This window comes from Pseudoxanthomonas sp. LH2527 (assembly GCF_022539275.1).
GTDB lineage: Bacteria > Pseudomonadota > Gammaproteobacteria > Xanthomonadales > Xanthomonadaceae > Pseudoxanthomonas_A.
This window is the reverse complement of the sequence record NZ_JAKZBW010000012.1, coordinates 79505-99925: the sequence shown is the minus strand read 5'-3', so window position 1 is coordinate 99925 and position 20421 is coordinate 79505. Positions and strand designations below refer to the sequence as shown.

Genomic DNA, 20421 nt, shown 5'->3' with positions numbered 1-20421 from the left:
CCATCCGCCGGGTGAAAACTCGGCGCCCCCGATGACGTTCGGTGCGAAGATCGAGAAGCGGCCGCCACCGCCGATGTCCTCGTCTTCGCCCAGCGTTGCGTCGAAGTGCACCGCCTTGTCGAAGGGGAACTCGTCGACGAAGATCAGGTTGTCCCGGGGGCCGCGGCCGCGCACGCTGAAGGCCGCGAACTCGCTGGCGGACGCCAGGCCCGGCAGGCCATCCAGCGAGAGCAGCGGATCCGCGCCGCCGCCAACGGCATCCCGCAAGGCCTCGCGATCGAGATAGGTGCTGGAGGGCGATGCGAAGGCATCGAGTGCCCGTGCTTGCACCACCACTTCTTCCAGCGTCGGCGCTCCAAGTTCGAGTTCGATCATGGAATTCTTCCGCGTAATGACGCGCACGCTGGGTTCGTACACGGCGGCGAACCCAACCTTGTTCACGGTGACCGCATAGAGACCGGGATCGAGCTGTTCAACGACGATGCGACCTTGTGCATCCGTCTCCAGGGATCGCACTCGGGCGGTTTCCCGTTCCGTGATCGTGACCTGCACGCTGGGAAGAGGCCGTTCGGTGTACTGGTCCCTGACGACGATGGTCAGTGCGCCCGGCGCCTCCGCGGCGTGGGCGGACAGGGCGTATCCGCTCAAGTGCGCCGATAGCGCCAACCACAACGCCCGTCTGAAGTACTTTTTCATGTCGCGCTACCCCCAGGAAGTGGCCATGTTCAGTTGATGAAGCAGCGCGAAACTAGCAATGCAAATGTCGCCAAAAGGTCACCAGCGGGGCGCGAAAGTGCGGGATGTGCGCCTCGGGGTGAAAGCAGGCGCGCTGGCGTGTCGCATGGCCCTGCCCGGGCAAACCGCGTCTCCCTTCCTCACCGCCCAAGCACTGCTCCGTTTGCACGCCAGGTGGCGTCGTCCAGTGCGGACGCAAAGGCGATCCTGGGCAGGCGGCGCACCATCGACGCGCCTGCCATAGCCTGATCTTCCGGATCGGCTGCGGCAGCCGACGGCAAGCCCGTACAGCAATGTGGAGACGGCGTGAGGAGCGCTGAAAGGGCGCTTACGTCCCGCATCCCGTTGAATCCGTTTCCACCACTCTCGCGTAGATCACCTGCCTACATTGGGTAGGCGTTACCCGTTCCGAGGGGAGAGGACCATGCAGATCAAACTTCTTGGCGTTGCCTTGTTGATGGCGGCAGGGCCGGCATTCGCAGCAGGCCCCGAGCAGGGAAAATTCTCGATGTCGGTGTTGGGCGGCGTCGACTTTCCGGTCAGCGGCGACGTCCACGCCGGCGCCGTGGCGCCGGTGCCGGATCTCGGTCCGTTGAATCCCGCACTTGCGGGCGTCAGCGCGGAGTTGCGCATCCGCTCCCGCAGCCACGACCAGATCTACGGCAACGCCATGTCCTGGGGCCTGGAAGTGGGCTATGGACTGAGTGACCGGAGCGAAGTGTTCCTTCAGGCCAGGGAGACCAGCGCCGATGACGGTCGCGTGCGCGTCGGTGCCGCCTACGTGCCGGCGCTCGATACCGAGCTCGACGTCTTCGGCAGGTTCTCGGGCTATGACGCGTACACGTGGGAAGTGGGTTACCGGCACTTCTTCCGCGACGGTGGCCGGGTCAGGCCGTTCGTCGCTGCGCGACTGGGTGCCACCGAAACCGATGTCATCCGCGCCACCTTCGAGATTCCCGACGCCGCGATCACGATTCCCAATGCGCCGTTCTATGAGAAGGAATGGGCGCTGAGCGGCGGGATCGAGGCCGGCGTGCACGTCCCGTTCACCGAGCGCTTCAGCATGAAATTCGCCGCAGGGGTGAACTACATCGGCGATCTTGCCGACGACGATTCGGCGATCGCCGGACTCGGCCTGGCGTCCATCAACGACACCGGCAGCCGCGTCTCGGTTCCGCTGTCCATTACCGGCCGCTGGGACTTCTGAGCACTTGCAGCGGCGGGCACGGCAGCGTGCCCGCCGTTCGCGTCTGGCGCCGGCAGCTGGGATCAGGCTGTACGGGTTCGACGTAATGGAGGCGCCCGCCAAGCAGGTGCCTCTGTTTTGTTGGATCGATCTCTGTTATCGGCCACGAGCTGGCATTGCCTGGCCTGTGACTGTGTTTCGACGGGCGCGTTGTCCCGCAAGCGGACCTCAGCTTCCCGTCCGCTGCCCGATCCATAGCCGATTGCCATCGGGATCCTCGGTGCGGAACTCGCTCATGCCGTAGAAGGGATGGCTGATCGAAGGCACGTCCACACCGCGCCGTCGCACGTCGCGGTGGAAGGCGAAGATGTCGTCGGGGTACAGGTAGATCACCGACGTGCGTGGCGCATCCGGCGGCTGGTTGATCGATTCGTCCACCATCAGCCGGCACTCGTCCAGCACCAGCATTGCCCAACGCCATTCGTCGTTGCGCTTTTCCACCGCAAAGCCCAGTTTTGCGTAGAACTCGACGCTCGTCGGCATGTGGCGGACGGGCAGCATCGGAATCGCGCGCTGCATCTTCATTCTTTTCTCCTGGGCTGATCGTCGGCGGGAAGGCCGGTCTGCAGTGCGCGCGTGGCCGCTGCCGTGGACAGCTGCAACGCCACGGCCAGTTCCTGCGCACTGCACTTGGCCTCGCCCAGCAACCAGGCCACCACCGGCGAGAAAAGACCATCGGCAAGCCCGTGCGCGGCGAGGCGCGCGGGAATGCGCAGGCGACTGCGTTGCGCGGGAGACAGCGCGTTCTCCACGTGCACGACCAGCGTGCCGCGGACAATGCGTAGCGCAGCGCCCTGGAACAGGCTGCGTGCGAGTGCGCGGTTCTGCCAGAAGTGCTCGAGGATCGCGCACACCTTGTTGACGTCCGCCCGCTCGCCCACCAGATGGGCCAGCGTCTGGAACGGTCCTTCCAGGCTGGCGGCGAGCAGTTCGTCCTTGTTGCGGAAGTGCTCGTAGAACGTCGAGCGGCTGACGCCCGATCGCGCCAGCACATCGCCGACGCGGATCTCGTGATAGCGCTGACTGAGCACCAGCGAGAAGAACGCCGCCATCAGGTCCTGGCGCGTGCGCCGTCTACGGGGATCTTCGTTGGGCTCAAGCGGGGTCATGGGCCGGATCATCCCACGAACCCTGCCGGACATTGGGTCGCGATTGTCCGGAAACGGCGGTGATCGCACCGCTAGCCTGTGTGCTCTTCCTTGCAGGGGCATCGCATGAACACGACATCATCCCCCGCACCCCATGTCCTGCCCTGCGGCCTGCTGCTGATCGCCGCCGGCGTGCTGGCTCCGCTCATCATGATCTTCCATCCCACCGCGCAAGGCGCCGACATGGCGGCGCGGCTCATCAGCCTCACCGAGATATCGTCGCTCAGCCGGCACGTGCACCTGGCGATGATCGCCTGCATCGTCGCCCTCTGGTTGTCGCTGGCCCACCTCGCGCGCTGGTGGCCGAGGAGTGGCGCGGTAGGGGCTGCGGCGCGCCTGTACACGCTCGGCGCGGTCGCCATGCTGGGTGCAGCGCTGATCAGCGGCTTCCTCATCGGCGACTACCTGCAGCGGGTGCTGCCGCTGATCCCGCACGCCGAGGACGCACTGCCGTCGGTGCTGCTTGCCTTCTCCGCCAACCAGGTGCTGGCGGGATCCGGCACGCTCGGCATGTCGGCCGGCATCGTGCTGTGGTCTGCCGCCATGCTGCGCCAATCCGGGCCGCTGGCGATCGCATGCGGCGCGTACGGCGTGATCGCGGGCCTGCTGTGCCTGATCGGCTATGCCGCGGGATGGATCCGGCTCGACGTCACCGGCATGACCTTCGTGGTCGTCGCCCACAGTCTCTGGTACTGCCTGCTGGGCCTGTGGGTCGTGCGGGCTTCGCAGCACTCCGCGACCACGACATCCTCCGAAGACGGCCATCGCGATTGACGCCTGGCTCACCTTCGCTCCACCCCAGGAACACACCATGCTCGTTCCCTATTCTCCCACCTGGCCGCTGGTCTTCCAGGACCTCCGCCAGGAACTGCTGCCGGCTTTCGCCGGTGTGCCGATCGATATCCTGCACATCGGCAGCACCTCGGTCCCCGGCCTGGCAGCCAAGCCGGTCATCGACCTCCTGCTGGGTGCACCCACGCTCGCCACGATCGAAGCCCGCGTCGCGGACATCGTGAGGCTGGACTACACCTATCGGCCGCACTATGAAGCCGCGATCCCGCAGCGCCGCTACTTCGTCAAGGACATCGCCGGCGACCTGCGCATCCATCTGCATGGCGTCGAGCATGGTGGGCGGCTCTGGCGGGAACATCTCCGCTTCCGCGACCTGCTGCGCGCCGACGACGCACGCCGATCCGAGTACGAAGCCCTGAAGCGGCGACTCGCCATCGCGCATGCGGGCGACAAGGCGGCGTATACGGTGGAGAAGGGTGTCTACATTCGATCCCTGTTGTCCGCCATGGAGGAATGACCTTCCGACAATGCCGCGCCGAACGGAGACCGTTCGCGACACGCTGTCCGGATTCGATCCTGCACAAGCGCCATGCCCATGCCTGCTGACCGCGGAAGCGGACTGCGTTCTCCCATCCCGTGAAGCGCTTCCGCATGCACCCGAAGCATCGCCTCCAGCCTCGCCTGCACGTGCGCGAGATCATCCGCGCCCGCCTCCCGCAGGATGGCGTCCGCCAACGCATCGAACTGCGGCCAGAACTGGGCTTCGTGGCGGAGGTGCTGCAGCCAGGGCGGCAGCATGTCGGCCAGTCGATCCAGTTCCGCATCGAGCTGCGCGCGCGATTTCACGGCGCGGCACGGGGCCAGCGTGCGTCCACCCGGTGCACGCTGCCATCGTCCACCAGCGGGAAGCGCATGCCCGCCTGTTCCATGCCATCCAGTTGCAGCGTGGCCGCGCCGTCATCGCGCTGTTCCACCGCGATGACGTAGAGCGTGGAACCGAAGCGGTAGCGCAGTTCGTACTGTGTCCACTCGCGCGGCAGGCAGGGATGCAGGGCCAGCTCGTCGCCGAGGCGCTGCAGGCCGAGCAGTGATTCGGTCAGCAGGCGGTACATCCAGCCGGCCGAGCCGGTGTACCAGGTCCAGCCGCCGCGACCGACATGCGGCGCCACGCCATACACGTCGGCGGCCAGCACGTAGGGCTCCACCTTGTAGACGGCGGTCGCATCCGGATCCTGCGCGTGGTGGATCGGGTTGATCATGCGCGCCAGTTCCCACGCCCGCTCCGCATCGCCCTGGTGCGCGAAGGCCATCGCGGCCCAGACCGCGGCATGGGTGTACTGGCCGCCGTTCTCGCGCACGCCGGGCACGTAGCCGCGGATGTAGCCGGGGTCCTTCGGCGTGGTGTCGAACGGCGGGTCGAGCAGCTGGATCAGGCCCGCTTCGCGCTTCAGCAGATGGCGGTCCAGCGAGGCCATCGCCTGTCGTGCACGCGCGGGATCGGCGGCGCCCGACAGCACCGACCAGCTCTGCGAAATCGAATCGATCCTGCACTCGTCGCTGGTCGCCGATCCCAGCGGCGTGCCGTCGTCGAACCACGCGCGCCGGTACCACTGGCCATCCCAGGCGTGGGCTTCCAGGTTCGCGCGCAGGCGCTCGGCGTGCTCCACGCATTCGTCGGCGAACGCGTCATCGCCGCGCACGCGTGCGACCTCGATGAAGCGCTGCAGCGTGTCGTAGAGGAAGAAGCCCAGCCACACGCTCTCGCCACGGCCGGCTTCGCCGACGCGGTTCATGCCGTCGTTCCAGTCGCCGGTGCCGATCAGCGGCAGGCCGCGTTCGCCCAGCAGGCTGCAGCCACGCCGCAAGGCCAGCACGCAATGCTGGTAGAACGACTGCCGCAGGTGCGACATCGCGGGCATGTCGTAGTACGACTCCTCGTCGGCGTTGACCGGGCGCCCATCGACGAAGCCCACCTGTTCGTCCAGCACGCTGGCATCGCCGGTCACCTGCAGGTAGCGCGCGGCCGCCAGCGGCAGCCACAGGTAGTCGTCCGAGCAGCGCGTGCGCACGCCGCGCCCCTGCGGCGGATGCCACCAGTGCAGCACGTCGCCCTGCGGGAACTGATGCGCCGCGCACAGCAGCAGGTGCGAGCGGGTCAACGCCGGCCGGGCATGCAGGGTCGCCATGGTGTCCTGCAACTGGTCGCGGAAGCCGAACGCGCCGCCGGACTGGTAATAGCCGCTGCGCGCCACGTAGCGGCAGGCGAGGGTCTGGTACATCAGCCAGCCGTTCACCAGCGCGTCGACGGCGGGCTCGGGGGTGCTGACCTGCACGGAGGTCAGCAGTCCGCGCCAGTGGATGCGCACCGCATCCAGCGCGTCGTGCGCGCGCTGCGTGCCCTGCACGCGGCGGGCGAGGTACAGCGCGTCGTCTTCGTCCTTGCCCATGCCGAGCCGGAACACCGTCTCCGACGCCTCGCCATCGGTCAGCGACAGCGGTACCTGGATGGCCGCGCACGGATCCAGTCCCACGCCCACGCGACCGGACAGGCGTTCGCGTTGCAGCGCCGCCGGATCGGCCATGCTGCCGTTGCGGCCGAGGAACTCCGTGCGGTCGCCGGTGAAGCTGCAGCCGCTGGCATCGGTGTCGAAGAACGCGACCCGGCCGCCGAACTCGGTGTTGTACGGGTTGCGTGCGGTCAGCACGCCGCTGGCGGCATCCTGGGCGGTGACGATGTGCATCTGCGACCTGACGCGCAGGTCGCCCAGCACCCACTCCACGTAAGCGGTGGCCGTGAGGCGGCGTGCGCGCCCGGACAGGTTGCGCAGCTTCAACACCGAGTATTTGACCGCATCGTCGACGGCCACGTACACCCATAGTTCGCTGGCGATGCCGTCCTCGACGTGTTCGTACACGCTGTAGCCGAAGCCGTGTCGCGTGCGGTACGCGCCATGGCCGCGACGCGGCAACGGCAGCGGCGACCACACGTGACCACTGTCCTCGTCGCGCAGGTAGAAGGCTTCGCCGCCGCTGTCGGCGACCGGGTCGTTGTGCCAGGGCGTGAGGCGGAACTCGTGCGCGTTCTCGAACCAGGTGTAGCCGGCCATGCTTTCGCTGACTACCGTGCCCAGCCGGTCGTTGGCCATCACGTTGCACCAGGGCGCGGGCGTCGGGCCGCCCTCGCGGGTGACGATCACGTACTCGCGGCCATCGGCGGCGAACGCGCCGGTGCCGTTCTCGTGGACGAACGTGTCGGCCACCGGCTCGAACGGCCAGGTGTCGTCCTCTTCATCGATGACGACCGGCGCCGGCAGCCCGGTGGATGCCGTGGGTTCCGGACGTTCGGCATGTTCCTCGCGCGGCCCCTCCCCGAGCAGCGCCGGCATGATCCGCTCGGCGGGCTCGCGGCGGCCGATCTGCGCGGCCAACGAGCCCTGCTGGTCGCTGATGATCACCCGCGCCACCGACTGCAGCAGGATGCGGTCCTCCTGCGACATCTGCTGGCCGGGGCGCACGAAGATTCCGCCCGGCCGATCCAGCACGTTGGCCTCGGGATCGGCCGAGATCATGCCCAGGATCAGGTCCTGCAGCTGCTGCCGGTAGCCGGCCTGGCTCTCGTTCCAGATCACCAGGTCCGCACGCAGTCCCTTGAGGCGCCAGTACGCGTGCGCCTGCACCATCTGCCGCACCAGTTCGATGTTGTCGGCATCGGCGACCTGCAGCAGCACGATCGGCAGGTCGCCCGAAATCGCATGGCCCCACAGGCCCGACTGGCCGCGCTGGTTCTGCAGCAGCACGTCGGCGTCCGCGCGCAGCAGCGGGTGCGCATAGACGATCAGTCCGGCCAGCCGCTCGTAGAGTTGCGCATCCGCCTGCGAGGCGTTGATCTGCCGGCGCACGACCTGGCTGTGCGTCCAGGCGAGGTCGAACACGCGGTCGGCCAGCCGGCGGTCGCGGTACTTGTCGATCAGGCCGGCACAGGCGTCGCGGTCCAGGCCCACGCCATGCACCATGTCGATCATCGCCGTCTGCCCCGGCGCCAGTTCGATCCGGCAACGGATGGCGACGATCGGATCCAGCACCGAGCCCTCGCTGTCGGACAGCGTGTCCTGCGCCGACAGGGCCACCGGCGTGCGCGGAGTGTTGCCGCGGCCGAGGAAGCGGGCGCGGTCGGTCTCGTACGAGATCGCGGTGATGTCGGCATCGTGCACGGCCACCAGGTGGAACATCCACGGCGGCACTTCGTCGTGCGCGCGCGGCCGTCGCGTGCACAGCAGCGCCTGCTTCTCGCGCACGATCTCCGACTGCACGAACAGGTTGCTGAAGGCCGGGTGCAGTTCGTCCGCGATGGCGGGCGCCAGCACCACTTCGGCATACGTGGTGATCTCGACGGTGCGCGTGCGCCGGCTGCGGTTGCCCAGCCGCAGCCGGCGCAGTTCGATGTCGTCCTCGGCGGAGATGGCGATCTCCAGATGGCTTTCGTAGCCGCGCTTGCGGCCGCGGAACTCGGCCTTGGCATCGGAGAAGATCGCTTCGTACTGGTCCACCGGCACGCACGCCGGCTGCAGCGAGGTGGACCAGAACTCGCCGCTCTCCACGTCGCGCAGGTAGCAGAAGTTGCCCCAGTGGTCGCGCGTGCCGTCCTCGCGCCAGCGCGTGACCGCCATGTCGCGGTGACGGCTGTAGCCGCCGCCGGCGCTGGTGACCAGGCCGTGGTAGCGGCCGTTGGAGAGCAGCTGCACCGCCGGCCGCGACGTGCCCGGGTTGCGGAAGATGCGCAGCTGGGTTTCGGTTTCGGTGGGCGCGGCACGGGTGCCCAGCGTCTCGGCCTCGTGCGGGTGGAACACGCCGGTATGCGGAATGCGTTCCTGCAGCAACAGCAGGGTCGCCTGGAACTCGGCATCGGCCACGAAGCGCTGCTGCATCGGCTGCTGCCGCAGCAGGTGGACGAGCGCGAGGAAGCCCATGCCCTGGTGGTGGGCCATGAACGACCGCACCACCACGCAGTCCTGTCCGGGCGGCACCCGCGCCGGAGTGTAGTCGATGGCCTCGTACATGCCGAAATGCCCGCCGAAACCCAGCGCGGCCTGCCGCTGCAGGTTCTCGCAGGCGGCTTCCGGCGCCACCATCAAGGCCATCATGCTGGCGTAGGGCGCGATGACCAGGTCCTGGCCCAGGCCGCGCTTCAGGCCCAGTCCGGGCACGCCGAAGGCGCGGTACTGGTAGTTCATGCGGGCGTCGACGGTGTTGTAGCCCGACTCGGAAATGCCCCACGGCACGCCATGGTGTTCGCCGTGCTGGATCTGCGCTTCCACCGCATGCCGGGAGGTCTGGTCCAGCAGCGTGTCCGGATAGCTGGGCATGACCAGCGGCGGCATCAGGTACTCGAACATCGAGCCGCTCCACGACAGCAGCGTGGCATCGCCGTTGACCTCGGTGAGCAGGCGGCCCAGTGCGAACCAGCTCTCCTGCGGCAGCTGACCCTGCGCGATCGCCACGAAGCTGCACAGCCGCGCTTCCGACGCCAGCAGGTCGTACAGCCCGCTGTCCAGGCGGTGCTCGTCGACGTTGTAGCCGATCGCCAGCAGGTGGCGCGCGCGGTCGTAGAGGAATTCGTATTCCATCAGCGAGAACTGCCCGGCGATGTGCGCCAGCCGTTCGAGCTGGTGGACGCGTTCGCGCGCGCGCCGGGTGGCCAGCGGATGGGCGGAGCCGTCCTGCAGGTCGTGCAACGTGGGAATGCCTTCTCCCGTCCAGGCGCTGGCGTCGGGCAACAGGAACTGCAGCTCCGCATGCGCCGACCGGCAGCCCTCGACCAGCGCGGTCGGCCAGTGGTGCGGATGCAGAGGCACCGGTTCGGCGGCAGGCCACGCCGCCGCGATGGCGTCCGCGTGCACCACCAGGCGCGCCAGCATGCGTTCGGCGTCGATGACGGTCGCCGGCGGCTCCCGCAGCGCCTGCGCCAGCACCGCGCGGAACTCGCCCACCGCCAGCGACACCGCATCGCCGTCGGCCTTCACCTGCGTGGCGGCGTCTTCCAGCGCGGCCAGCGTATCGCCCAGTCCGCCGAAGGTGGCAGGCGCGAGCACCGGCGCGTCGGCCAGTGCCAGCAGACCTTGGCGCAGGGTCAGCAGGTGCCCGGCCAGGTTGCCGCTGTCCACGGTGGAGATGTAGGCCGGCGGCAGCGGCTGCAGGGTTTCGGTGTCGTACCAGTTGTAGAAGTGGCCACGATGGCGCGGCAGCGCTTCCAGCGTGTCGAACACCAGGCGGGTGCGTTCCATCACGCCACCGGCCTGCAGGTAACCGAAGTCGTACGCGGCCAGGTTGGCCAGCAGCGACAGGCCGATGTTGGTCGGCGACGTGCGTCGCGCCACTACCAGCGCCGGATGCTCCTGCACGTTGTCGGGCGGCAGCCAGTGATCCTCAGCGCGCACATAGGTCTCGAAGAACGCCCAGGTACGCCGCGACAGCGTGCCGAGGAAGGCGAGCTGCGGCGTGGACAGCTTCTCCGTGCGCTGGCCCGAAGGACGGCCCAGCCAGGCCATGACGGCAGGCGACACCAGCCACAGCAGCAGCAACGGCGCGGCCACCCACAGCGCGGCCGGTTGCCGCACCGCCAGCAGGGCGGCGATGGCGGTCGCGATCAGCGGTGCGGGTGCCATGCCGAGCAGTTCGGCGCGCATGCCGCCGCCGAGGCTGCGTTCCACTTCGCTGGAGGGATTCCATTGCAGCAGATGCCGGCGCGTGACCAGCAGGCGCCACAGCGTGCGCAGGATCGCGTCCACGCTGAAGAACGCCTCGTACGGCAGGCAGGCCACATTGACCACCGCGCGCTGGAGTTGCCGCAGGCTGGACCGGCCGACCTGCACCAGATGCGTTTCCAGCGGCATGTCGACCGGCCAGGCGAACACGTCGCGCAACGCCGGCAGCAGCACGGGCAGCGCCCACAGGCTCAGCAGCCAGGCGGTCCAGGCGAGCGGGGCCGGCGAGAACAGCCAGCCCAGCACCAGCAACGCAACCGTCGCCGCCGGCACCAGGCTGCGGCGCAGGTTGTCGAGCAGCTTGCCGCGCGAGAGCCAGGACAACGGATTGCGCTCGAACCCGCCATCGCGGCGCGGCACCCACGGCAGCAGCCAGGGCAGCAACTGCCAGTCGCCGCGGATCCAGCGGTAGCGGCGCTTCACGTCTGCCGCATAGCGCGCCGGATACTCCTCGAACAGGCGCACGTCGCTGACCAGGCCGGCGCGCGCGTAGCAGCCTTCCAGCAGGTCGTGGCTGAGGATGCGGTTGTCGGGAAAGCGGTCGGCCAGCGCATGCTCGAACGCATCCACATCGTAGATGCCCTTGCCGACGAACGAGCCTTCGCCGAACAGGTCCTGGTACACATCCGACACGGTGCGCGTATACGGATCGATGCCCGGTTCGCTGCCGAACATGCGCGCATAACGCGAGCTCGGCCGTCCGCTCAGGCTGGTGCCGACGCTGGGCTGCAGGATGCCGTAGCCGCGGACCACGCGGCGCCGGCGCGCATCGAACACGGCCTGGTTGAGCGGATGCGCCAGCGTCCCGGCGAACTCGCGTGCGGCGTCGCGCGGCAGGCGCGTATCGGTGTCCAGCGTGATCACGTAGCGCACCTGCGCCAGCACGCCGAGGTTGCCGGTCACCTGCAGGAAGTCGTCGCCGGTCCCGCCGCGCAACAACCGGTTCAGCGCCGCCAGCTTGCCGCGCTTGCGCTCGTACCCCATCCAGCGGCGCTCGCGCGGATTCCACAGGCGCGGGCGGTGGAACAGGAAGAACAGATCACCGCCGTCCTCGCCGGCGCGCTCCGGCGCATAGCGGCGGTTGAGCTGTTCGATCCGCTGCGCGGCGTGGGCGACCAGGGCGGCATCGCCCGGCATCGATGCCGCGTCGGCATCCAGAAAATCGGTGAGCAGGGCGAAGTGCAAGTGGCGGTCACGGTTGGCCAGGAAGCGCACTTCCAGCGCCTCGACCAGGGCGTCCACGCCTTCCGTGCTGCCCAGCATGCTGGGCACCGCCACCAGGGTGCGCGCCGTTGCCGGAATGCCCTTGGAGAAATCCATCCGCGGCAGCGGCCGCGGCGCCACCCACAAGGTCGCTACCCAGTTGACCAGGGCGATGCCCAGTTCGCTGAACGCCAGCAGCGCCAGCGCCGCCAGCAGCCAGAGGGGCACGCCTTGCGCAGGCGCAGCCGCGGTCAGCAGGCCATGGGTGAACAGGCCGATGATGGCGGCGATGGGAAGCAGATAACCCGCCAGCGGAACGCGATGCGGACGCAGGCGGACTGGACGCGCATCCGGCAGCGAGGCGACCGCCGCCTGCGTCTGGCCGACGCCGTCATCCACCAGGTAGAAGCCGACGTGCGCTTGCGGATGCGTCGGCGTCGCCGCGGCGGCGGCGGCGGCCTGTGCACGCTGCAGCGCGATCTCCGCCACGGTGTTTTCGTCGACACCGGACAGGCGCGCGATCTTTTCCACCACATGGCGGTAGTCATCGCGCGTGCTGAAGTCCATCAGCGCATAGGTGCGGTCCGGGTCGGCGCGCAGCGTGCGCTCGACCACGCTCATGTCCTCGACGAATTCCCGCCAGTCCATGTTGGCCAGGAAGCGCAGGCTGCCGATGCTGTTGCTGATCGACACCTGGTCCGCGGCCTGCTGCTGGCTTTCCAGGTGCACCAGTTCCTCGATGCGCAGGCCGCCGTCGGCGGCCCACTGTTCCAGCCAGGTGACCGGCATGGAGAACACGCCGCCGCGTCCCTGCAATCCACGCATCAGTTCGGACACGAAGGCGCCACTGAGCGGCGGGCCGGAGCGCGCCATGTCGGCGATGACCAGCACCACGTCCTTGGGATCTTCCGCCGCGGTGCGATTGAGCTGCGCGGCCCACTCGCTGGCCAGGCGGTGATCGTCGCCGTCGCGCATCACCCGCACCGCCATCCGGCGCAGGTTGTCGATCAGCGCCAGCCGCAACATGATCGGGATCGCCCACAGCTCGCCCAGTTTCAGTGGCGTGATGGACTGGTACGCGGCGAAGAAGCGGCGCAAGGTCTCCGCGTCGATGCGCCCGTCGCCGTGCGCGATGGCTTCCAGCGACAGGTCGTACACGCGCGGCAGGCCGGTGGATGCGCCCTGGCTCAACGAGGGCAGCTGGCGGCTGTAACCCTTAGGCAAGTGCCGGCGTGCGGTGACGATCTGCTCTTCCAGCAGGTACGAGTTGTCCAGCAACCACTCGCCGGCAGGCGTGATGCGCATGTCGTCCTGCACCATCCGCGTGAGCAGCGCGCAGACATCCTGTAGCAGGCCTTCGTTCTCGGCCAGGCGGTCCAGCAGGCGCTCCGGCCCCGCATGCGCGCGCACGCGGTGCGCGCGAGCCAGTGCACGCCCATGCCGTTCCATCTGTTCGACATTGAACAGCTGCGCGCGCAGCGGCGCTTCAGCGCTCAGCGGTTTCTGGATCGCGGCACGCCGCCAGCGCCACAGGCGACGACGCAGGCGCAACCAGCGGCTGAAGACCCTCCAGACCTGGGGCATCGGAAATCCTGTGAGGAGCGGCTGACCGACGTGGAACCCATCCTTGCACGCACCCCGGGAGGTGAGCGTGAAGGGGTGGGTGATGCGCGCGCGTCGCCGCTAGATGGGCATCGGCGTCAGCGTGAAGAGATAGCCACGCGCATCCAGCATCGCGCGCAGGCGCTCCTCGGCGGCGACCCGGTTGAAGGTGCGGCGCACCCACAGGCCGTAGCAGGGACGCGCGCCGTCCACGCTGCTCTGCTGCACGCGACGGCTCACGTGGACATCGCCGGATTCACAGGCGGTCGCCCAGATGACCCGCAGATCGTCCGGCCCGATCGACTGGCGGCTGCCCAGATGCAGCAGGAAGACCTGTTTCTGTTCGCGTCGCATGCGTGGGTGCCCGTCGATTCCTGCGAGGTGCCGGCCTAGTGCCTGAAGCCCGGCCAGTCCGGATGCCGCGAGGTCTCGTACCACTGCTGCGCGCGCGTCATCGCTTCGGGTTTCGACAGGTCGGCCTTGGCGAAGAAGAACCAGCGCACGTCGCTGCCGGGCCCTTGCTGTTCGTGGACCAGTCGATACGCGTTGACGCGCGTGTCCCGCTCCGGATCCAGACGCGCGTCGATGGACTCGACGCCGAACGGGGAGATGAGCAGCGAGATGCTGCTCATGGCAAGGCGCCCGCGGCAGGCAGCGGAACGAACGGGCGCACCCGGATGCGTCGCTGGATGTCGCGCTTGCCCGACCAGAAATGCCATTCCTTCCTGACATGCCGATGGAACAGCACCGCGACGCGTTGCACGAAGCCGGAACGCGCCACGACCCGCGGCGGTTCCCGCGCATCGGCCGGAATCGGCCAGCCCTCGTTCTCCGCACACTCCACGGCACGGTCTTCCAGCAGAAGGGCGATGCGGCGGAATGCGTGTGCGCCCAGAACGACGCGATGCGGCTTGCTGCTCATGGCGGCTCCCGATCTTGTGCGAGCCGGCACACTGCGGGCGCGGAAGTTAGCCAGCCTCGGAATTCCGCGTGGACCCACGGTAGCACGCCGCGGCGACGCGCCCTGTGTATTTCCGCGCGCGAAGCCTCACGCGGCAGTAACGGCAGCAGGCGCAGGGCGTGCGGAGTGCGGTGCAAGACCGCATCGGCGGCACAGCCGCGCTTCATCCACTATCCCCTCTCCGCATCGCGTGTGCCGCTGGCCTCATGCAGGTCGACGCTGCGGCCGCGACCGTTCGCCACGACCCGCACCGGGTCCCTCCCGCAGGAAACGCCATGGACATGCTGCAGAAGCCAGGTCTCTTCCAGCAGGATCTGCTGGGGACGTTGAGAAGCCGGCATTCGTTCCGGACTTTCATGCATGCGATCGACCGGGCCGGCCTGACCGCCTCGCTCAACGGTGCCGACCCGTACACGGTGTTCGCGCCCACGGACGAGGCATTCCGGCAGTTGCCGCACGGCACGCTGGATCGCCTGCTGAACCCCGGCAACCGCGACGAGCTCGCCGCGATGGTGAACTACCACGTGGTTGCCGGCCGCCAGACAGTCGCAGATGTCCGCACGTGGGACGCTGCCTCCACCGTACACGGCCAGGCGGCCGCCATCGGCACGTCGAGTGGCCGCCTGAGCATCGGCGGCGCGCAGATCACGCGTCCCGACATCATGGCCAGGAACGGCGTGATCCATGGCATCGACAAGGTCAACCTGCCCGAACCCAGGCCTCGCTGAGGTGAGGCAGCAAGGGAATGCACGCGGCAGGGCGTAATCCCTGCCGTTTTCTTTTGCATCGGCGATGGCCGGCGACGACATCGCGCCGGTGCGTACCTGCCCGCGTCAGCCCCTGCGCATCAGGATCATCTTTTCCTGCGTCATGTCGCGCATGGTGTACGGGATGCCGCCGGTGCCGTATCCGGATTCGCGGCGACCGGCGAACGGCATCCAGTCGGTGCGGAAGGCGGTGGGGTCGTTGATCATCACCGCCGATGCATCCAGGCGGTTGGCCGCGCGCAGGGCGATATCGATGTCCTGGGCGAAGATGCTGGCCTGGAAGGCGGTAGGCAGGGCGTTGGCGCGCGCGATCGCCTCGTCGAGATCGCCGTAGCGATAGACCGCGACCACCGGACCGAAGACCTCCTGCAGGGAGATCCGCGCGTCGGCCGCGGGGTCGAGCAGCACCGTCGGTTGCAGCGTGGTCTCCGACAGGCGTGCCCCGCCGGTGGCGAGCGTAGCGCCGCCGGCGACCGCGTCATCGATCCATGCCGCAACGCGGTCGGCCTCGCGTGGCAGGATCAGCGGACCGACTTCGGTGTCCTTCAGCGAGGGGTCGCCGGTACGCAGGCGTTCGACACGCGCGATCAGCCGCTGCGTGAAGTCGTCGGCGATGTCGCGGTGCACATAGATGCGCTGCGTCGACACGCAGACCTGGCCCGCATGGTAGTAGCCGCCCTTCACGATCGGCTCGATGATCCTGTCGAGGTCGACGCTGCGGTCGACGATGGCCGGCGCCGCGCCGCCATGTTCCAGCGCCGAGCGCGCCCCGTGGGCGAGCTTGGCATGCAGCGACCAGCCGACCCGGGCCGAGCCGATGAAACTGAGGAAGGCGACGCGCCGATCGGTGGCCAGCTGCTCGGCCAGCTCGTTGCCTTCCGGCAGGAAGCTCTGGCACCAGGGCTCGGGCAGGCCGGCCTCATGGACCAGCGCAACGAACTCAAGGCAGGAGAGCGGCGTCGTGGCCGCCGGCTTGACGATCACCGGGCAACCGACCGCGATGGCAGGCGCGACCTGGTGGACGATCAGGTTCAGCGGATGATTGAACGCCGAGATCGCGGCCACGATGCCGATCGGCTCCTTGGTGGTGAACGCCCAGCGGTTCTCCGCGGCGGCGGACAGGCCCATCGGGATTTCCCGGCCCGCGAAGGTGCGCAGTTCGTCGGCGGCATTGTGGACGCCGTCGATGGCGCGCGTGGTCTCGACGATGGCATCGGTCAGCGGCTTGCCGCCCTCGCGCGCGATCTGCAGGGCCAGGTGGTCGCGCCGGTCCTCCATCAGCGCGGCCAGCCTGCGCAGGATGGCCACGCGCTGATGCGGCTTGAGCCAGCCGTCGCGGTCCTTGAACACGCGTTCGGCAGCCTGCAGCTTGCGTTCCAGGGCCGCGGCATCGTCGACGCCGATCTCTGCGATGGGTGCGCGGTCGAAGGCCTGTACGACGGTCAACATCATGGGTTCCTTGCTTGGGTGCGGGAAGAACGCGCTCGACCGTGTCCGCCTACGAACATTCCACGTCGGGCGTCCGGTTACGCAACTCGTCGACCAGCACGCGGGTGTTCTCGGAATAGTCGATGGGCACATCGACCAGATGGACGCCGCCGCCGGTGAAGGCGGCTTCGAGCGTCGGCACGAGGTCCTCGACCGCGGTCACCCGCGATCCTTTCGCGCCATAGGCCTGGGCATAGCGCACGAAGTCCGGATTGCCGAAGCGCATGCCGAAATCCTCGAAGCCATCGACCGCCTGCTTCCAGCGGATCATGCCGTAGGCACCGTCATTGAGGATCACCACGACCAGGTTCAGTCCGAGCCGAACCGCCGTTTCCATCTCCTGCGAATTCATCATGAAGCCGCCATCGCCGCAGACGGCCATGACCCGGCGCTGCGGATGCAGCATCGCCGCCATCATCGCCGAGGGCAGGCCGGCGCCCATCGTGGCGAGCGCGTTGTCGAGCAGCAGCGTGTTGGCCACATGCGTGCGGTAGTTGCGGGCGAACCAGATCTTGTACATGCCATTGTCGAGGCAGACGATGCCGTCGTCCGGCATGACCTTGCGCACATCGTGGACCAGGCGCTGCGGCGTCACCGGGAAGCGATCCTCCTCGGCGCGATCGTTGAGGCGGGCGAGGATCTTCTGGCGCAGCACGATCATGCCCTCGTCGGCGGACAGTCTGCCGTCCAGCCGCTCGGCGAGCGCTTCGACGGAGCTGCCGATATCGCCGATCACCTCGATGTCCGGGTGGTAGACCTGTTCGACCGTGGCGGACTGGTAGCCGACGTGGATGACGTGCGGACCGCCGCTATGCTTCATCAGGAAGGGCGGCTTCTCGACCGTGTCATGGCCGATGGCGATGATCAGGTCGGCGCGCGCAACGGCTTCGTGGACATAGTCGCCTTCCGACAGCGCGGCGGTGCCCATGTAGAGGTTGGAACCGCCGGTGACCGCGCCCTTGCCCATCTGCGTGTTGAAGAAGGGCAGGCGGGTACGCGTGACGAAGGTGGACAGCGCCTCGGTCAGCCACGGCCGGCTGCCGGCCGCGCCGATCATCACCAGCGGTCGCTTCGCGGCGAGAATCGCTTGAGCAGCCCGGTCGAGCGCGGCAGGCGCGGCGAGCGGACGCTCGATCGGATGGACCGGAATCACCGGTGCGTGCTCGACCTCTTCGGCGGCAACGTCCTCCGGCAGTTCGAGATGCACCGGGCCCGGCCGCTCCTCCATGGCCACACGGAACGCATCACGCACGGTAGCGGGAATGGAGGCCGCGCTGACGATCTGGCGCGTCATCTTGGTCAGCGGCTTCATCGACGCGACGATGTCGACGATCTGGAAGCGCGCCTGCTTGGCGCTCATCACCGCCTTCTGGCCGGTGATCAGGATCAACGGCATGGCGCCCAGATGCGCGTACGCCGCGCCGGTGGAGAAGTTCAGCGCGCCTGGGCCCAGCGTGGCCAGACAGACACCGGGCCGACCCGTGAGCCGCCCATGCGTCGCAGCCATGAAAGCGGCGGCCTGCTCATGGCGTGTCAGCACCAGCTCGATGCGCGAGGTCCGCAGCGCTTCCAGGAAGTCGAGATTCTCCTCGCCCGGCACGCCGAAGATGCGGTCCACGCCCTCATTCTCCAGCGCGTCGACCAATAACGTGGCGCCATTGCGCATCGTGCGAATCCTCGTGGCAGTGGAAGGGACAGGGCTGCATGAATGCGTGCGTGGGCGAGTCTAGCAAGCGTTGCGTTAAACGCGCGGGGTGAGGCGCTGACGGAAGACAAGGGTCCGCGAGTCTCGCGATGCTCTTCGTTCTGGAGCGCAAGGTCTCCCTCCCAATTGACGCGCTCGGAGCGGAGTACGTACTTCGAGTCGTTACAGGTCGCTGCATGTCAGAAGTCGCTGCGCGCAGAGCGGCGAATGAGTGCCTGCGGCAATCTGGTCGGTCTTTCAGCGGTTCTTCCCGTCACCGCGATACGTTGCGGTCGAGGAACTCCATCATGCGGGCCGCGATCTCGTCGCCGTGGGTCTCGATGGCGAAGTGGCCGGCATCCAGGAATCGAACCTCTGCCCTGGGGTTGTCGCGCTTGAAGGCTTCCGCACCGGCAGGGAGGAAGAACGGATCGTTCTTGCCCCAGATCGCCAGCGTCGGCGGCTGGTACTGGCGCAAGAAGGCATGAAACTGCGGGTATTGCCGGACATTGCTGCCGTAATCCAGCAGCAGGTCCATCTGCGGCTCGACGCCGATGCGCGCGATCGCGGCGGATGCCAACTGATAGCTCTCGGGTGCGATCAGTGAGGTATCGCGGACGCCCTCGGTGTATTGCCACTTGATCATGTCGGGCGTGTTGAACCGACGCAGCGCTTCGCGGTTTTCCGCTGTGGGCTCGGCCCATGCCTTGCGCATGTCGGCCCAGCCAGCGCTCAGGCCTTCTTCGTAGGCATTGCCATTCTGGCTGACGATGGCGGTGATCTTCTTCGGGTTGGCCACCGCCAAACGCCAGCCGACCGGTGCGCCGTAGTCGAACACGTAGATCGCATAGCGATCCAGGCCCTTGTCGACCGTGAAGGCATCGATGACCGACGCCACGTTGTCGAACGTGTAGTCGAACGCGACGCCCGGCTTGACCGTGGTCTGGCCGAAGCCCGGCAGGTCGGGGGCGATCACGCGGTAGCGCTGCGCCAGAACCGGGATCAGGTCCCGGAACATATGGGAGGACGCACCAAACCCGTGGAGCAGGAGGACCGCAGGGGCGTCCGCCGGTCCGGCTTCGCGATAGAAGACGCTGACGCCCTGGATATCGGCGGTGCGGTAGTGGACCTGGGCGGCGGGCTGGGCCGCGACAGCTGGGGCCGTACTGCCCAGCGTAGCGGCAGCGAGCAGAAGGCTTTGGAGGTTCATGGCAGATCTCACAAGGGAAGGGAGGTTGAGTGGAGTAACCTTTAAAATGAAACTTTAAGGGTTTCTCGCGGCCGCAGTCTGCGCCGGTCGTGATAACCTGTCAACTATCATTTTTGAGGTTACCTCCATGGGTGCTGTCGAACCGCGTGCCGGCATCAGCGGGATGCCGGATGCCCCGCAGGTCGGGGACCACCTGGCACTGGATCTGCTGAACACCGAGGCGCTCAGCCAGGGACAGGCGATCGATCATTGGGAGAGCGGCGAGGATGTGCACCGCTGGCTGGTGCGGCAGGGCGTTGCTTCGGCAGGCGAGCACACGCCGTCAGACCTGCTGCAACGTGGCCGCGACCTGCGGAACGCGGTGCGGGAAGCAATTGCCGCGCGCAAGGCAGGCGAACCGTTCGATGTGCAGCCGCTCAACGTTCACCTGCAGGCGTATCTGACCGCGCCGCGGCTGCAGCGGGATACGGCAGGCGGATTGGCGATGACCCATGTACCCGCGAATGGGACGGCCGCATCGCTGCTCGGCCCGGTGGCCGAAGCCGCAGCGCACCTTCTCGTGGATGGCGACTTCGCCCTGGTCCGGCAGTGCGAGCACCCGGATTGCATCCTGTGGTTCTACGACCGCACCAAGTCGCACAAGCGGCGCTGGTGCAGCATGGCCCAGTGCGGTAACCGCCAGAAGGCGGCGCGCTTCAGGAATCGGAGCGCCACGCAATCGCCGAAGGTCTCGCCACGCCACAAGCTGCGCCAGGGTTCCTGACGGAATCGTGGGGGTGCGAAGGCGCCTTGGTATCAATGACAGCAGTCGTTGCATGCACCAT

Annotated in this window: 16 protein-coding genes; 5 read left to right on the top strand and 11 right to left on the bottom strand. The window is 67.9% G+C overall.

The features are described 5' to 3' along the window. On the bottom strand, positions 1 to 696 hold a 696-nt coding region (locus MMG85_RS08855; protein WP_241045714.1), incomplete at its 3' end, for a carboxypeptidase-like regulatory domain-containing protein. 463 nt (positions 697 to 1159) lie between these two features. On the opposite strand from MMG85_RS08855, the gene MMG85_RS08850 reads away from it, so the two are divergent. Next, a complete protein-coding gene (locus MMG85_RS08850) occupies positions 1160 to 1942 on the top strand; it encodes a hypothetical protein (RefSeq protein ID WP_241045713.1) in 783 nt (260 codons plus the stop codon). 207 nt (positions 1943 to 2149) lie between these two features. Here the strand turns inward: MMG85_RS08850 and MMG85_RS08845 are convergent, their stop codons facing one another. Then, a complete protein-coding gene (locus MMG85_RS08845) occupies positions 2150 to 2506 on the bottom strand; it encodes a VOC family protein (protein WP_241045712.1) in 357 nt (118 codons plus the stop codon). Then, on the bottom strand, positions 2503 to 3090 hold the full coding sequence (locus tag MMG85_RS08840; RefSeq protein ID WP_241045711.1) for a TetR/AcrR family transcriptional regulator: 588 nt from the start codon (positions 3088 to 3090) through the stop codon (positions 2503 to 2505). Before MMG85_RS08840 ends, MMG85_RS08845 begins: the two co-directional genes overlap by 4 nt. Positions 3091 to 3195: 105 nt before the next feature. Here MMG85_RS08840 and MMG85_RS08835 point away from each other — a divergent pair, with 105 nt between their 5' ends. Continuing rightward, positions 3196 to 3903: a hypothetical protein gene (locus MMG85_RS08835; protein ID WP_241045710.1), complete on the top strand. Its 708-nt coding sequence runs from the start codon at positions 3196 to 3198 to the stop codon at positions 3901 to 3903. Positions 3904 to 3940: 37 nt separating this feature from the next. Continuing rightward, positions 3941 to 4438, top strand: a complete 498-nt coding sequence (locus MMG85_RS08830; protein WP_241045709.1) for a GrpB family protein — start codon at positions 3941 to 3943, stop codon at positions 4436 to 4438. On the opposite strand, the gene MMG85_RS08825 is transcribed toward MMG85_RS08830, so the two are convergent. From MMG85_RS08825 to MMG85_RS08805, 5 genes are all read right to left on the bottom strand, one after another. Continuing rightward, entirely contained in the window at positions 4402 to 4767 is a 366-nt protein-coding gene (locus tag MMG85_RS08825; protein ID WP_241045708.1) for a hypothetical protein, read from the bottom strand. The genes MMG85_RS08830 and MMG85_RS08825 overlap by 37 nt on opposite strands. Further along, the gene (locus tag MMG85_RS08820; protein WP_241045707.1) at positions 4764 to 13469 is read right to left on the bottom strand and encodes a glycoside hydrolase family 94 protein; all 8706 of its coding nucleotides are present in this window, start codon (positions 13467 to 13469) and stop codon (positions 4764 to 4766) included. Before MMG85_RS08820 ends, MMG85_RS08825 begins: the two co-directional genes overlap by 4 nt. Positions 13470 to 13568: 99 nt before the next feature. After that, complete coding sequence (locus MMG85_RS08815; protein ID WP_241045706.1) at positions 13569 to 13841, bottom strand: hypothetical protein; 273 nt, start codon at positions 13839 to 13841, stop codon at positions 13569 to 13571. A gap of 35 nt (positions 13842 to 13876) precedes the next feature. Further along, entirely contained in the window at positions 13877 to 14119 is a 243-nt protein-coding gene (locus MMG85_RS08810; protein WP_241045705.1) for a hypothetical protein, read from the bottom strand. Next, entirely contained in the window at positions 14116 to 14409 is a 294-nt protein-coding gene (locus MMG85_RS08805) for a hypothetical protein (protein WP_241045704.1), read from the bottom strand. Before MMG85_RS08805 ends, MMG85_RS08810 begins: the two co-directional genes overlap by 4 nt. A gap of 245 nt (positions 14410 to 14654) precedes the next feature. Here MMG85_RS08805 and MMG85_RS08800 point away from each other — a divergent pair, with 245 nt between their 5' ends. Then, positions 14655 to 15176, top strand: coding sequence for a fasciclin domain-containing protein (locus MMG85_RS08800; RefSeq protein WP_241045703.1), 522 nt, complete (start codon positions 14655 to 14657; stop codon positions 15174 to 15176). A gap of 105 nt (positions 15177 to 15281) precedes the next feature. Here MMG85_RS08800 and MMG85_RS08795 read toward each other — a convergent pair whose 3' ends face one another. The 3 genes from MMG85_RS08795 to MMG85_RS08785 all read right to left on the bottom strand — a co-directional run bounded on the left by MMG85_RS08795 (position 15282) and on the right by MMG85_RS08785 (position 19609). Then, a complete protein-coding gene (locus tag MMG85_RS08795) occupies positions 15282 to 16664 on the bottom strand; it encodes an aldehyde dehydrogenase family protein (RefSeq protein ID WP_241045702.1) in 1383 nt (460 codons plus the stop codon). A 49-nt stretch (positions 16665 to 16713) separates the two neighbouring features. Further along, the gene (locus MMG85_RS08790) at positions 16714 to 18369 is read right to left on the bottom strand and encodes an acetolactate synthase large subunit (RefSeq protein WP_241045701.1); all 1656 of its coding nucleotides are present in this window, start codon (positions 18367 to 18369) and stop codon (positions 16714 to 16716) included. A 292-nt stretch (positions 18370 to 18661) separates the two neighbouring features. Further along, positions 18662 to 19609 (bottom strand): alpha/beta hydrolase, encoded by a 948-nt coding sequence (locus MMG85_RS08785; RefSeq protein WP_241045700.1) that lies wholly within the window; start codon positions 19607 to 19609, stop codon positions 18662 to 18664. A gap of 151 nt (positions 19610 to 19760) precedes the next feature. Here MMG85_RS08785 and MMG85_RS08780 point away from each other — a divergent pair, with 151 nt between their 5' ends. Next, the gene (locus MMG85_RS08780; protein ID WP_241045699.1) at positions 19761 to 20360 is read left to right on the top strand and encodes an ABATE domain-containing protein; all 600 of its coding nucleotides are present in this window, start codon (positions 19761 to 19763) and stop codon (positions 20358 to 20360) included. Positions 20361 to 20421 lie beyond the last annotated feature (61 nt).